This is a genomic window from Pseudomonas sp. GW821-FHT12A04, from assembly GCF_058807755.1.
In genome coordinates, this window is record NZ_JBXAQZ010000001.1 from 449,255 (window position 1) to 463,991 (window position 14,737).

General features: G+C 55.4%; 11 protein-coding genes. 10 read left to right on the forward strand and 1 reads right to left on the reverse strand.

Annotated elements, in window-relative coordinates; genetic code table 11:
- Window positions 1-33: 33 nt before the first annotated feature.
- The 6 genes from AC1RS8_RS01910 to AC1RS8_RS01935 all read left to right on the forward strand — a co-directional run bounded on the left by AC1RS8_RS01910 (window position 34) and on the right by AC1RS8_RS01935 (window position 10,957).
- Complete coding sequence (locus AC1RS8_RS01910) at window positions 34-603, forward strand: hypothetical protein (protein ID WP_493162248.1); 570 nt, start codon at window positions 34-36, stop codon at window positions 601-603.
- 400 nt (window positions 604-1,003) lie between these two features.
- Window positions 1,004-2,983, forward strand: coding sequence for a type I restriction-modification system subunit M (locus AC1RS8_RS01915; RefSeq protein ID WP_493162250.1), 1,980 nt, complete (start codon window positions 1,004-1,006; stop codon window positions 2,981-2,983).
- Entirely contained in the window at window positions 2,980-4,422 is a 1,443-nt protein-coding gene (locus AC1RS8_RS01920; protein WP_493162252.1) for a restriction endonuclease subunit S, read from the forward strand. The genes AC1RS8_RS01915 and AC1RS8_RS01920 overlap by 4 nt, the downstream gene beginning before the upstream one ends.
- Window positions 4,422-7,622, forward strand: coding sequence for a type I restriction endonuclease subunit R (locus AC1RS8_RS01925; RefSeq protein ID WP_493162254.1), 3,201 nt, complete (start codon window positions 4,422-4,424; stop codon window positions 7,620-7,622). The genes AC1RS8_RS01920 and AC1RS8_RS01925 overlap by 1 nt, the downstream gene beginning before the upstream one ends.
- Window positions 7,623-8,999: 1,377 nt before the next feature.
- Window positions 9,000-10,079 (forward strand): hypothetical protein, encoded by a 1,080-nt coding sequence (locus AC1RS8_RS01930; protein WP_493162256.1) that lies wholly within the window; start codon window positions 9,000-9,002, stop codon window positions 10,077-10,079.
- Between the two features lie 71 nt (window positions 10,080-10,150).
- Entirely contained in the window at window positions 10,151-10,957 is an 807-nt protein-coding gene (locus AC1RS8_RS01935) for a TSUP family transporter (protein WP_057712418.1), read from the forward strand.
- Window positions 10,958-10,987: 30 nt separating this feature from the next.
- Here the strand turns inward: AC1RS8_RS01935 and AC1RS8_RS01940 are convergent, their stop codons facing one another.
- On the reverse strand, window positions 10,988-11,437 hold the full coding sequence (locus AC1RS8_RS01940) for a carboxypeptidase regulatory-like domain-containing protein (RefSeq protein WP_489339585.1): 450 nt from the start codon (window positions 11,435-11,437) through the stop codon (window positions 10,988-10,990).
- A 253-nt stretch (window positions 11,438-11,690) separates the two neighbouring features.
- On the opposite strand from AC1RS8_RS01940, the gene AC1RS8_RS01945 reads away from it, so the two are divergent.
- From AC1RS8_RS01945 to AC1RS8_RS01960, 4 genes are all read left to right on the forward strand, one after another.
- A complete protein-coding gene (locus AC1RS8_RS01945) occupies window positions 11,691-12,749 on the forward strand; it encodes a PDDEXK nuclease domain-containing protein (RefSeq protein WP_489339584.1) in 1,059 nt (352 codons plus the stop codon).
- A 68-nt stretch (window positions 12,750-12,817) separates the two neighbouring features.
- Entirely contained in the window at window positions 12,818-13,792 is a 975-nt protein-coding gene (locus AC1RS8_RS01950) for an alpha/beta hydrolase family protein (protein WP_090452585.1), read from the forward strand.
- Window positions 13,793-13,830: 38 nt separating this feature from the next.
- Complete coding sequence (locus tag AC1RS8_RS01955; RefSeq protein ID WP_489339583.1) at window positions 13,831-14,247, forward strand: hypothetical protein; 417 nt, start codon at window positions 13,831-13,833, stop codon at window positions 14,245-14,247.
- Window positions 14,248-14,253: 6 nt separating this feature from the next.
- On the forward strand, window positions 14,254-14,706 hold the full coding sequence (locus AC1RS8_RS01960) for a hypothetical protein (RefSeq protein WP_057712423.1): 453 nt from the start codon (window positions 14,254-14,256) through the stop codon (window positions 14,704-14,706).
- Window positions 14,707-14,737: the final 31 nt, after the last annotated feature.

A 14,737-nucleotide genomic window follows, 5' to 3' on the forward strand; every position in this document is an offset into this window, starting at 1 on the left:
ATCCCCTTAATTGTTACTTTCTAGAAGAATATTATGCTGGAATTCCTCAGTACCAGTTATTTAGCCTTTGTGGTTTGGATGGACAGTCATGCTGGAGTCGCCAGCTGGGTCCAAGGCATCGGGTCTATCCTGGCTATTGTCGCAGCCATAATCATTGCTAATCGACAGAACCGAAGCCTTGTTGCTCAAACAAGGAAGCAGCACGTGCTGCAGATCAAAAAGCTCTATGACTCATTTTGGGCTGTGGCGATGAGTTGCGCGAACCATTTCGGAAGGATTGAGACAAACTTTAAGAAAAACCCAGTTGACTACTTTCGTGAAGAGTTTACAACGACCGGGATAGAGCGCGCATTGCGTACTCTTGACAGTTTCCCTTTTCATGACCTTCCAGATTACAAGTCGGTCAGAGCCGCCTTAGAAGTGAGGGACAGACAACATGCGTTGCTTGATGTCGCACAGAAACTTCAAAAAGCAGCTCAACATTACTCAGATATTGAGTTCAACGATTTAAAAACTTCATTTTCAACTCATCTTTCTGCATTCGAGACAGAGCTGAATGACTTTGAATCTCGAAAGGATTCTTACCTAGCGCGCGTACAGTAACATCGTTGGGTTGTTGGGATTAAGTTACCTTTACGCCGATGTTTTTATAGGCACATCCAAGCGACGACTTCTGGTCAATTTCTGCCAATCTCCACTGTCAGCTATCAGCCGATTCTGTTGAAAAAGTCGGCCATGGTTTGCGCATCAGAAAAGTACGCGTCCGAGATTGAAATCCTTACTTTTGGCAGAGGCATCTGGACTCGAATTTCACGTAGCAGCGTGCAAAAAAGGCGTTCTCACCAGTCAATGATCAGGGAGTCTTGGCGGACCGACTTTTCCAACAGAATCAGCCAAAAGCGCCCCCCCCCGCTCAGCGGCGGCTCAACCTAAAGCGGACACTCCTGATAGGCCCCTCGGGTGCTAGACTTGCGCTTTTGCCCCTACTCCAAGGAGTTGTTGCGTGAATACGGAAAATCATTCCCAGACGGCCGCTTTTCTCTGGTCGATTGCCGATCTGCTACGCGGTGACTTCAAGCAGTCTCAGTACGGTCGCATCATCCTGCCATTCACCCTGCTTCGGCGCATGGAGTGTGTGCTGGCGCCGACCAAGGATGCCGTGATTCGCGAGTTCTACGCTCAGGAAGGCCGTCCGGATACCGTGCGTGAGATGTATATGCTGCGCGCAGCAGGTGGCATGCAGTTCTTCAACGCCTCGCCGCTGACTCTCGGCACCCTGTCCGACACTCAGACCTCGGCCGATCTGATGAGCTACGTACAGGCCTTCAGTAAGGACGCCCGCGAGATATTCGAACACTTCCACTTTGAAGACTTTGTTCAACAGCTGGCCAGCGCCAACCTGCTCTATCAGGTGGTGCAACGGTTTGCTGCCACCGACCTAAGTCCTGAGCGCATCAGCAACTTCGGCATGGGCATCATCTTCGAAGAGCTGATCCGAAAGTTCGCCGAAAGCTCCAATGAAACCGCGGGTGAGCATTTCACCCCGCGCGATATCGTGCACCTAACCACATCGCTGGTGATCACCGATCAGGATCACAAACTCGCGCCCAACAGCATCGTCACCATCTATGACCCAACGGCGGGCACGGGTGGCTTTCTGTCCGAGGGTGATGAGTACATCCAGTCCATCAGCGAAAAGGTCAGCGTCTCCCTGCACGGCCAGGAGCTGAATCCTGAGTCCTACGCCATCTGCAAAGCTGACATGCTGATCAAGGGCCAGGACGTGGCCAGCATCAAGCTCGGCAACACGCTGTCCAACGACCAACTGGCCGACAAGCACTTCGATTTCATGCTCAGCAACCCACCGTTTGGCGTGGAATGGAAGAAGGTGCAAAAGCAGATCACCGACGAGCACAGTCAAAAGGGTTTCGATGGCCGCTTCGGCCCTGGCCTGCCACGAGTGTCTGACGGCTCGCTGCTGTTCCTGTTGCACTTGGTCAGCAAAATGCGTGACCCGCGTGAGGGTGGCTCGCGCATCGGTATCATCCTCAACGGCTCGCCGCTGTTTACCGGTGGCGCGGGTTCGGGTGAGTCGGAGATTCGCCGCTATCTGCTGCAGAACGACCTGGTCGAAGCCATTGTCGCGTTGCCGACGGACATGTTCTATAACACCGGTATTGCCACCTATGTGTGGATACTCAGCAACCACAAGGCAGCTGTACGCCAAGGCAAAGTGCAGTTGATCGACGGCAGCCAGCACTACGCCAAAATGCGCAAGTCGCTGGGCAGCAAACGCCAGTACATCACCGAAGATCAAATCAGCGAGCTGGTGCGCCTGTATGGCAGCTTCGAGCGCACCGCGCAGAGCAAAATCTTCCCCATAGACGCCTTTGGCTACCGGCGCATCAACGTCGAGCGCCCGCTGCGCCTGAACTTCCAAACCAGTGCCGAACGTCTCGGCAAGGTGCTGGAAGAAAAAGCCCTGCAAAAGCTCGACAGCGCCGCTCAGCAGCAACTAATGACGGCCCTGCAAGCCATGGACGCAAGCCAGCAGCACCGCAACCGCGAGCAGTTCACCAAACTGCTGAAAAAAACCCTAACCGCCAACAGCGTCAGCCTCAGCGCGCCGGAACTGAAAGCCTTGCTCAATGCCCTGAGCGAGCGGGACCCCGAGGCAGACATCTGTATGACCAAGGGCCAGCCGGAAGCGGATTCCGGCCTGCGCGATTACGAAAACGTGCCGATGGGCGAGGCGGTGTATGACTACTTCCAGCGCGAAGTTATCCCCCATGTACCAGATGCCTGGATCGACGAAAGCAAGACCGACGCCCAAGACGGCGAGGTTGGTATCGTCGGCTTCGAGATCCCCTTTAACCGCCACTTCTATGTGTTCCAGCCGCCGCGCGCGCTGGTCGAGATCGATCGCGACCTGAAAGCCTGCACCGACCGCATCAAGCAGATGATCGAGGGGCTGTCGGCATGACAAATTTGTCGGGGGAAAATTTGAACAAAGGCGCAGCCGTTGGCCCGCAGAGCGAGGGCATGGAAAACCCGAGTACGTTTCCGAAGTACCCTGCCTACAAAGATTCCGGGACTGAGTGGCTAGGGGAGGTGCCAGCGCACTGGTCCGTTACGCGTCTCGGTAGAGTCTCAGATATTGAGTCGGGGTATCCATTTCCAGCAGAACAGTTCGTTGACGATGGAATACCTGTAACAAGGATGTCAGATCTGAAAGAAGGACGAGTCAGCTTTGATTCAATAAAAAAAGTAGCTGAAAATAACGTTCCAATAAAAGCCATGGCCAAGGTTGACGACTTGCTAATTGGGCTTTCTGGCAGTATCTCGAATTTCGCACAGGTTATAGCTACTGATTTACCGTTGGCTGTAAATCAGCGAGTAGGAATCATCAGGTCGGGAAACCCAATCGCAGCCGCTGTCACCAAGTACTTTATCCTCTCTCGGTCGTTTATCTGTCAAATTGAGTCAGCAGTTCCAGAAACGACGATTTTGAATATATCAATGGAGCAAGTTCGCTCATGCGCACTTGCTTGGCCCCCTCGATTCGAGCTAACCCAAATCGCCCGTTTCCTTGACCACGAAACCGCCCGCATCGACGCGTTGATCGAAGAGCAGCAGCGCCTGATCGAACTGCTTAAGGAAAAGCGCCAGGCCGTGATCTCCCGCGCCGTCACCAAAGGTCTCGACCCCACAGTGCAGATGAAAGACTCCGGCGTGGAGTGGCTAGGCGAGGTACCGGTGCACTGGAAAACAAATGCGCTGAATAAACTCACAGTAAAAATCACTAATGGTTATGTTGGCCCTACAAGAGATATTTTGGTTGAGAGTGGGGTTCCTTACGTTCAGGCCACTCATATAAAAAAAGGCGTTGTCAATTTTGACGATGCTTACTTTGTGACTCCGGAGTGGAGCATGAAAATGAGAAAATCCATCCTGCAAGAAGATGATGTTCTGATTGTTCAGACCGGTGCAGGAACTGGAGATGTTGGTGTCGTATCTTCAAGAGAAAGTGGCTACAACTGTCATGCTTTGATAATTTTGCAGACAGATAAGAGCATGCTTTCTGGCACGTATCTTGGTCAGGTATTGCAGTCGCGCTTTGGGCAGTCAGTATTGTTTTCGATCAGAACCGGCGGTATGCATCCACACCTGAACTGTGGCGAAGTAAAGTTTGTGAAAGTTCCAGTCCCACCATTAAAAGAGCAAGAAGAAATATCAAATTTTATTATGGCGTTTTCTGAGCAAGCGGAAAAGCTAATTATCGAGGCGGGCGCGACAGTTGATCTGCTCCAAGAACGCCGTTCCGCTCTCATTTCCGCCGCTGTCACCGGCAAAATCGATGTACGCGGCTGGCATCCAACGGCTAGCGCACGATCCCATGAATTAGAACAAGAGGCCGTGTAATGGCGGACAGCAAGGAAGCGCAATTCCAGCAGGACATTATCGATGCCTTGGCCGCCCAAGGCTGGCTCGTCGGCACGGCCAGCGGCTACGACCGCCGCACCGCGTTGTACACCGAAGATATACTGGACTACTTCAAGGACGCCTGGCCGGAGCGGTGGGACAAGTTCGCCAAGGCCAACCCGAATGCACCAGAAGATGTGCTGGTACAGAAGCTGGTGCGCGAGCTGGAGCAGAGCGGCACCCTGGATGTGCTGCGCCATGGCTTCAAGCTGCCGTCGGTGAAGGTGGAGCTATGCAGCTTCCAGCCCGACCACGGCATGAATCCGGATACCTTGAAGCGCTACCAGTGCAACCGCCTGCGCGTGGTGCCGGAGGTGTCCTACTCGCTGCATGCGCGTGAGGCTGGCAGCAGTGGGCAGAGCTACAATCCACGGCTGGATCTGGTGCTGTTCGTCAACGGCATCCCCACCGCCACGCTAGAGCTGAAAAGCGAGTTCAAGCAGTCGGTGGAAAACGCCAAGCGCCAGTACCGTTACGACCGCCCGGTGAAAGACCCGATAACGGGCAAGCCCGAGCCGCTGCTGACTTTCAAGCGTGGCGCGCTGGTGCATTTTGCCGTAGGGCAGAATGAGGTGGCGATGACCACGAAACTCGCGGGCAAGAACACCTTCTTCCTGCCCTTTAACCTCGGCAACGAGGAGGGTGGTGCTGGAAACCCAATGCCTGCCGACGATAGCCAATACTCCACCGGCTACCTGTGGCAACGGCTGTTGCAGCCAGATGCGTGGCTCAAGGTACTGGGGCGCTATCTGCACCTGGACAAAAAAACCAGCGAAGCCTTCGACGGCACGCTGATGACCAAGGAAACGATGATCTTCCCGCGTTACCACCAATGGGAAGTGGTCAACAAGCTGGTTAACACCACCCGTGCCGAAGGACCTGGCAAGCGCTATTTAATCCAGCACAGCGCCGGCTCGGGCAAGTCCAACTCCATCGCCTGGACGGCCCATCAATTGGCCTCGCTGTACGACGACGCTGGTCAGCGTCTGTTCAACTCAGTGATCGTGGTCACCGACCGCACGGTGCTGGATAGCCAGTTGCAGAACACCATCTACCAGTTCGAGCACGCCCAAGGCGTGGTCAAACCGATCAGTCGTGATGTCGGCAACCAGAGCAAGTCCGAACAACTAGCTGAGGCGCTGGCTGAGCAGACGCGCATCATCATCGTAACCATCCAGACTTTTCCTGCATTGTTCGATGCCCTGGACAAGTACCCGAAGCTGGCTAGCGGGCGTTATGCAGTAATCGCTGACGAGGCGCATTCCTCGCAAACTGGTTCGTCGGCCAGCAAGCTTAAACAGATTCTAGGCAGCGATGCGCTGGACGCAGAGGAAATCAGTGCCGAAGAGCTGTTGGACGCCGCCGTACAGGCACGCCAACCGAATGAGCGCATCAGTTACTACGCCTTCACCGCCACGCCCAAGGCCAAGACCCTGGAGCTGTTCGGTCGCCCAGCCGACCCCACGCTGCCAGCCAGTTCCAGCAACAAGCCGGAGTCTTTTCATTTGTATTCCATGCGCCAGGCTATCGAAGAGGGTTTTATCCTCGACGTGCTGCGCAACTACACCACCTACAACACCGCCTGGAAGATCGCTCACCCGGATGGCGAAGACGACGAAGTGGACAGCAAGAAGGCGCGCATCAAGCTAGCGCGCTGGGTGCGTTTGCATCCATACAACATCAGTCAAAAGGTTGAGGTGATCGTCGAGCACTTCCGCGCCAATATCCGCAATCTGCTCAATGGTCAGGCCAAGGCCATGGTGGTGACCAGCAGCCGCCAAGAAGCGGTGCGTTACCAGTTGGCGGTGAGAGCCTATGTACAGCAGATGGGTTACAGCGATGTGCACCCGCTGGTGGCGTTCTCCGGCAGCGTGCTACCGGATGAGGTGATCCCTGAAGAGGTGACGGAAAGCAGTAGCCTGCTCAACGCCGGCCTGAATGGCCGGGACCTGGCAGTGGCGTTCGACACTCAAGACTTCAACGTGATGATCGCGGCCAACAAGTATCAGACCGGCTTCGATCAGCCCAAGCTGTGTGCCATGTACGTGGACAAGAAGCTGCAAGGCGTGGACTGCGTGCAGACCCTGTCCCGGCTGAACCGCACTTTCGGTGACAGCAAGGAAACCTTCATCCTCGACTTCTTCAACGAGCCACAGGATATTCTCGACGCCTTCTTGCCGTACTACACCAAGGCAGAGCTGACCGATGTAACCGACCCTCAGATCATCTATGACCTACAGAAGAAGCTGGATGTCGAGGGGATCTATCACTGGCAGGAGGTCGAGGCGTTCGCCATGGCCTTCTTCGACCCCAAGGCGGCAGCCAGCAAGCTCAGCTACTACTGCACTCCGGCAAAGGAGCGCTTTGCCAAACGCTACGCCTTCTCGGTGGAGTCGCGCCAACAGGCGCTGGACTTCAAGCGCACGGCCGAAGCTAATGGCGACAGTAGCGGCCTGAAAAAAGCCGAGCACGCGCTAAAAGAGGCCGGCGAGCAGATCGATCAACTCGACCTGTTCCGAAAGAATTTGCAGAGCTTCGTGCGCCTGTACGAGTTTCTCTCACAAATTGTGCCCTATGAGGACCGCGAACTGGAGCAACTCTGCGTGTACGCCAAGCACCTGCACCCGCTGCTGCGCTTGGATCGCCTGCAACAAGACGACGTGGACGTGGGAGAGCTGCAACTGAGCCATTACCGCCTGAGCAAGCGCGCCGAGCATCAGCTGCGCCTGAGCGAGGAAGAAGGCGAATACACCCTCAAACCTGGCAGTGATGTGGGCAGCGGCAAGCCCCATGATCCGGAGAAGAAGCGCTTGTCGGAAATCATCGAGGCGCTGAACGATATCTTCGGTGCCGAGGTTAGCGATGACGACCAGCTGCAGTTCCTCACCGGCATCGCCCAGCGCATCAGCCGCCAGGAAGATGTGATGGCCCAGGTGAACAACCACTCGGTGGATCAAGTGATGCACGGACTGTTCCCCAAGCGCGTTCTGGACACCGTATTAGATGCAATGACCGACCACGAGAAGCTGTCGTTGGAAGTGCTGGATAACGAGACCAAGAGCCGTGCTTTTGCCTTGGTGATTTTGAAGATGCTGAAATCGGCAGCCGCCCTCGATGAATCCGGCTTGCGCGATGCCTGAAACCATATAAATCGCATCAACGAAATACGCGCCGACATCTGCTTTTTGCCGATTTGCTGCCCGTCGTCACCGGCCGCAATGGGTCCAGGCTGTGTGAAAACGCATTCACTGTTTTGAAGTCTGCGTTGCTACGTAAAATCTGCCGATTGTTGGTTGGTCAGCAGGCCGAAAATTTACGTAGGAACGCGATTCTTGCTCCGATTCTGACTGTCAAATTTGCTCTAAAACGTTTTCACACAGCCTGGGTCGTTCTCGGCCAATCACCAAAGCAGACGCTGACCACGGATGGAAATCGCCCCTATGCAGGTAATTCGAGGTCCGGCGCAGGGCCTCATACGGCAGGGCGTGGCGGATTGGTCGTTGATCCGCAGGCAATGTAACCTGGACAGTTGGTGCTGCTCGATAAAGCCATTAGGGAGGGGGGCAGGTTAAAAGTCTGGAGCCTTCGCCTCAAAGACCGCTCCTGAAAACTCTCTCGCATAAATCCGTAGAATTTTTGGGAAAATAGAAAAAGCAGGACATAGGCGCAAGTCGGCGGCCAGAGGCTGTCTCGTCACTCTCTGGCCCCGAAGAAAGGGGGGATTCACGCCAAAGACCGCTCCGATTTTTTCTTCAGGGCTAACCGAAAAAAAACCTTGAAACGCAAACGCTCTGCCGCAAACCATATCAAGCCGCCAGTCGTGCCTATCCTCAGAGCAGCCGATCTGGTGCATTGGGAATCCATCATGCATGCGCGCGAAGCGGCCCCGTCAATGCGTCCAGAGCGGCGTCAGCGCCCCCCAATGACGACTGCAAAACTTGAGGGGCTAGGATGAAGATCAGATCGCACAGTCCTCGAACGAAAGGGAGGACCTTGCTTAATCGCCAACCCGGAAAAATATTGAGTGCGCGCGTACGCGTGTTTGAAACTACTGGCAAAGGTCAGCAGAGACTCGACCGAGGAAGGGGGCACTTTTCATTTCGGGGGCATTTTGGGGGGCATCAGCAAGCGACGACAACCATACAAACCAGTAAATACGCAGCTTGTAGCCTATGGTTCGATTCCGTCTCTGGGCACCAAATACCGAAAACCCTGAATCGCAAGATTCAGGGTTTTTTTATGCCTTGGATTTGATGAAGCACCGATCTCGTCACCCTCGAAACAACAATTCCCACCTCCTGTTACCACGCCAGCCAGTACCCGTAATGGTTGCCGGGACTAAGTCCCGAAAGCTTCAGACATTGGTTATCGGTCCTTCCTGGCAGTCTCTCGGGTCTGTCGGAACACTCCGTATGCTCTAACGGAAATGGATGACATACGCTGAAAATGAAATTGAGCAGAATCGGGGGAGGAGCTGCCGCATAACCGGGAGCAGATACACAACAGGGATATAGACAATGACTGAGGTGATTCAACCAGACGTCGAAACTGCTGAGTTTTTTACTGAACAAGAAATCAGGACTTTCAGCTTTGATATCCACCAGTCAGCATTGCTGCACAAGTTGGCCAAAGAGCTGACCGCCATCGGCGGGCCTCAAGCACCAGGAGCCAGGTCCAAAGCCTCTCTGGCAGCCACCGAATTAACGTTCCTGTTTTCGAAAGACCAATGCGAACTGCTGGATGCCTATTCCGAAGGCCTTGTTTGCGTGTTGATCTTTGAAGGGCTGCAAAAAATCTCAGACGCCATCCCTCCAGATGTACTACCAGACCAGACATCCCTGGAAAACCGATACGACGTCCTTTGCCTGGCCGCCCGTAATCAGATCTTGTTGAAACTGGTGGGTAACAGTGCCTTTGCCTACGACATGGACAATGAAGGAAAACTGGTTCGACTGGTGGCCAACTTCAAGGGCGGCGGGCTGACCAGAATCCCTGCCGAGCCGGACATCAAGGAACTGAGTTCCCATTCCGGCCTCGCGCTTGGCCCGCATACAGAGGCGCCTTACTGGTGCGCCGTGAACGCGAAAGACGGGCACTCGCCCTCTCCATCGTCGCTCATACTATCCGCCTTGTGGAACCCGAGCATTGAGCCTACGCGAGTCATTCCACTACCTCCCATACTCGAAAAAATTGGCGTCACCAACTGCCTCGCACTGACCACGGGTAACTTCCAGTTCACTCGTAGTGACTCCTTTGTCAGTGGCAAAGGGGAAGATGGCCGCAACGTTTCGATTCTGGAGTTCGACGACAAGGCAGGGTTCGCAGCCCGCTTTAACACGTATCGTTTTTCGGTCAATGACAACGCCTCGACCTTTGTGAAAGCGGCTTACACTGCCCTTTGCCAAGGTGTGGGTGAAGCAACTCCGGTCGAGTACACGCTGAACCAGGAATCGGCCATGGTCATCAATAACATCCGGGCTCTGCACTGTCGCGATGTCATCAAAGACAACAGACGGGTCTTGGTTCGTATTTTCGGACTTTCAAAATTTTCTTGCCCCATCGTTGTTTCCGAAGACCCGCTAGTGCTGCAGGGCTGATTTTTTATATCACCAGCTGTTGAACGACCAGTCATGTGATTACCGGCCAATAACCATAAAGAGAGAATGCAATGTCTTGGGATGTAATTGGCATGTTGGCGCTCGTCGCTTTTTTCGCCGGTTTTTTTGATGCGATTGCCGGTGGTGGCGGTTTGATCACCTTGCCTGCATTGTTCCTGGCAGGTGTAGATCCGATCAGTGCAATTGCCACGAACAAGTTCCAGGCCGCTTCGGCAACAGTTTCAGCAACGGTAACCTTTGCTCGCAAAGGAATGATCGAGTGGCGCGAAGGCCGTTTCCTGGTTATCTGCGGATTTGTTGGCGGCGCCAGTGGTGCCTTGCTGGTCAGCACTATTGATAAGCGCTATCTGGAAGTTTGCGTGCCTATCATGCTGATTCTGGTAGCCATCTATTTTGCGCTCTCTCCAAAGCTGGCCAATGAAGATCGACGCAAGAGAATCAGTGTTCTGTTTTTTTCGTTTAGCGTTGCGCCGATCCTGGGTTTTTACGACGGTATATTTGGCCCCGGTGTGGGCTCTTTCTTTATTGTCGGATTTGTACTGCTCTGCGGCTTGGGCATGATGCGGGCCATGAGCTTTACCAAGCTTGCCAACGCCTCATGTAATCTCGGCTCTCTGTCGGTCTTTATCACTAAAGGTGTGATTATCTGGCCGATCGCCATAGCCATGGCTTTGGCGGCCTTCATCGGCGCTCAATTGGGTGCACGGGCCGCTGTCCGGGTCGGACCACGGTTGATCAAACCCATGTTGATCGTGGTCTGCTGCGCTTTGGCCATCAAGCTGCTGAGCGTAGAAACCAACCCTTTACGCGTTGCACTCATCCAAGCGTATGCAGGTGTTAATCACGATAAACCCTGAGTCGCAGGACTCAGGGTTCAGAGCCTCTCGTTAACTCGCATCATTCCAGTGGAAAACCAGGTTACGGGCTGCACCATTGCCAACATCGGCAACGTCCTGCCGTGTTTCGCCGTTACGCGTCGCAATGACCGTATATTTACCGGCAGGCAGTTTCACGTAAACCAGCGGACCGGCGTCATTGAGCGTCAGTACGGTCTGCCCCGGGGCTTTCTGAATAACTACATTCACGTCAGAAGTGTATTCATTTCTCGTCCCGACAGAGAACGTCATGTGCAGGTTGTAGCCAGTGGTCTGCTGGATGGCCTTGGACTCATCCTCGCCGATACCGCCGGACAGGTAGGTGATGCCGTTTTGCTCCTGGCTTTGCACCTGCACCCCCTGGCTATCGATGGGCTCAAGGCTGGCGGCAGGTGTCATCGCTGGAAACATCAGCATGCCTGCAGCGGTGAGGGGCAACAGGAGTGTATGGAGGTATTTCATGATGACGACTCCCGGGTTCTGCGGAACCCAATCGTTACATCCTTTGGATTTCCAGTCGCAGGGAGGGGTTTTAGATTGATTTGGCCTGAGTACGAAACGTACTACGCCATTTGTTCCTCAGCCCTCGCCCGGATTTAGACCCGTCCTGCCGAAGAGCCCGGTATTTCCTGCCTGTTTCTCAGCAACTCCCGGCATCTTCGAAGGGGCTCTCTTGTCATTCTCTTTCGCTGTTCAACCTGCTGCGGAAGACCTCATGACGGCCCCCACCCCCAACGACACTCACGACCCCTATCTCGCATCACTGCTTGGCAACCTTGGCAAATTGATCCTTCAGGCACGCCAGAAAGTGCTTCGGGCGGCCGACACCGTGCAAGTGCAAACCTGTTGGCAGATTGGCCGGCACATCGTTGAGTTCGAACAGAACGGCGCGCGACGGGTCAGGTATGGCAAAGAGTTACCGTCGACCTTGGCCAAAACGCTAACTGCGGAGTTCGGAAAGGGATTTGACGCTTCCAACCTTCGGTACATGCGTCTGTTCTATCAAGCCTTTCCAATTCGTGACGCACTGCGTCACGAATTGAGCTGGACCCACTACCGCCACCTGCTTCGGGTCGACAACGACAGCGCTCGTCTTTGGTACATGAACGAATCAGCCACCCAAAACTGGTCAAGCCGAGCGCTGGAGCGCCAGATCAATACGTTGTATTACGAACGCCTGCTGGCGAGCCGCGATCGCGGCAGCGTCAAGCAAGAGGCCGCCACCCACATTCAAAACATGAAGGCCAGCCCTCGGGATTTCATCCGTGATCCGGTGGTACTGGAGTTTCTTGGTTTACCCAATGCCGGCAAGCTTCAGGAAAGCGAGATCGAACAAGCGCTGATCGAACAATTGCAGGGCTTCTTGCTGGAACTGGGCAAGGGTTTCGCATTCATTGCCCGCCAACAACGCATCAGCACCGACAGCAAAGACTTCTACATCGACCTGGTGTTCTACAACTACCTGCTCAAGTGCTTCGTCATCTTCGATATCAAGCGCGGTGAACTGACCCATCAGGACCTGGGGCAGATGGACATGTACGTGAGTATGTACGACGACCTGAAACGCAGCGCGCAGGACAGCCCCACCGTCGGCATCATTCTCTGTGCGCAAAAGGATGAATCCGTGGTGCATTACTCAGTGCAGGAAGGAAACGAGCAACTGCTCGCCAGCAAGTACAAGCTTGTCCTGCCGAGCGAAGAGGAACTCCGTAATGCACTGGATCGGGAGCGGATGGCACTTGAAGAACGACGGCTCGACCAACCACTGCGTTGAGGCCAATGGATTGTTCATCAACGACATCAAGACTATTGTTGGCAGCTACCCGCAAAGGTCCGACGCCGATGAATTTGCAGGAAACGCCTTCACTCGTCCCAACTCAAATCGAGTTGCCATTGCAACGCGTTGCGTCCGGTGAACCGTTCAAGGAAACCGCTGCAGACGGCTTTGTCCTCGGTGGCTTCACCTGGCGACACCCTTCTCGGGACGCCGCTCGTCCGGTCGTGATCATCAATGCCGCCACCTCGGTCCGTTGTCGCCACTACTCGCGCTTCGCCGACTACCTGTTCGTCCACGGCTTCGATGTCATCACCTATGACTACCGCGGCATCGGCGAGTCGCGGCCGGCATCGCTCAAGGGTCTTCAAGCCTCGTGGACCGATTGGGGAACGCTGGATTTCGAGGCGATGCTCAAGCGCGCACAGCGTGAGTTCCACCAACAGCCTATCGATGTGGTCGGCCACAGCTTTGGCGGCTGTGCAGCGGGTCTGGGGGCGTCCGGGCACCTGATCCGGCGCCTGGTGACGGTCGGTGCGCAATTCGCCTACTGGCGCGACTATGCGCCCGCTCATCGCTGGCGGATGTTCGGCAAGTGGCATGTGGTGATGCCGCTGGTGACGATGCTGTGCGGCTACTTTCCGGGCAAACGGCTCGGCTGGCTGGAAGACACACCCGCCGGCGTGGTCCGTGACTGGAGCCTCTCCACTGCCCGTTACGAGAAACGCTCCAGCGGCCGCACAATCAGCAAAACCGCCGGGCAGCTGCCCTTTGCCGACGTCACCGCGCAAACCCTGGCCATCAGCATCAGCGACGATCCCTACGGCACGGTCCCGGCCATCGAACGCCTGCTCGGCTACTTCACCGGCAGCACAAACTCTCACCTGCGTATCCATCCTGAAGACATCGGCGAAGAAGAAGTCGGACATTTCGCCTTTTTTCGCAGCGCATACCAAGCCACACTATGGCCCATTGCATTGGCCTGGTTGCAAAACGGCGAACTGGTCCCCGGCACACCCGGGCGAACGGTGCCACGCAGCTGAGCCACCCGCCCCTTTCAACGAATTACGGAACGACACCCATGGCCTCCGCCAACAAGCAGCAAAAACGCGCCTCCCGCGCCAAGGTCAAGGCCAAGCAGAACCGCACCCAGCGAGCTGCCGCGCCGGTGGAACTGGACCCGAACGACGATCGCATCGACTTCGAATCGGTGGACCTGACCGAACTGTTCAAGAAAATGATCGACGCCGAAAAGATCAGCCAGCAAGCCCTGTGCACGGCCTTCCTCGAAGACCCGTTGCTGGAGCTGGTGTACGAGCAGGAAGGCGAGGAAGGCGCGATGGACTTCATCCTTGCCGCGCTGATCGAATATCGCCAATGGTCGACCGAAACCGACGAAGCCGGCGCCCTGGCGTGGATCGAATCACCGGCCTTCCAGGCCGACTACGTGGCGGCGTCCGACGCCATTGCCGCGCAAACCCAACAGAAACCGAACTGAGTTCCCATGGCCTCCCTGAACAAGCAACAGAAACGCGCCAAGCGCGCAAAAGCCAAAGCCAAGCAGATCAATATCCACGGCCGCAAACCCGCAGCGCTGGACGATGATCTTGGCCACCTCGCCGAGCCGATCCCGGAATACACCCTGGCGATGTTCAGCAAAATGCGCGACGCGGAAGCCGTCAGCCGCAGCGAAATGCTCTCGGTGCTGCTGACGAACCTGGCCTTTATCATCATCGACCATCCAGAACTGCTGGACATGGAAAACGCCGACGACGAAGGCATGGCCGCCACCCACCTGGCCGCCGACATGCTGATCGACTACCGCATGTGGGCCGACGGCATGGACCGCGAGACCGCCCAGGCGTGGCTGAGCGAACCGCAGTTCATTGCTGACTTCGGTGACGCACTGGATGTCTACCGTGAGTCGCTGGAAGCGCCGGAAGAAAAAGCCGAGTAAGGGTTACGACTCAAACAAAAACGGCCGCTTG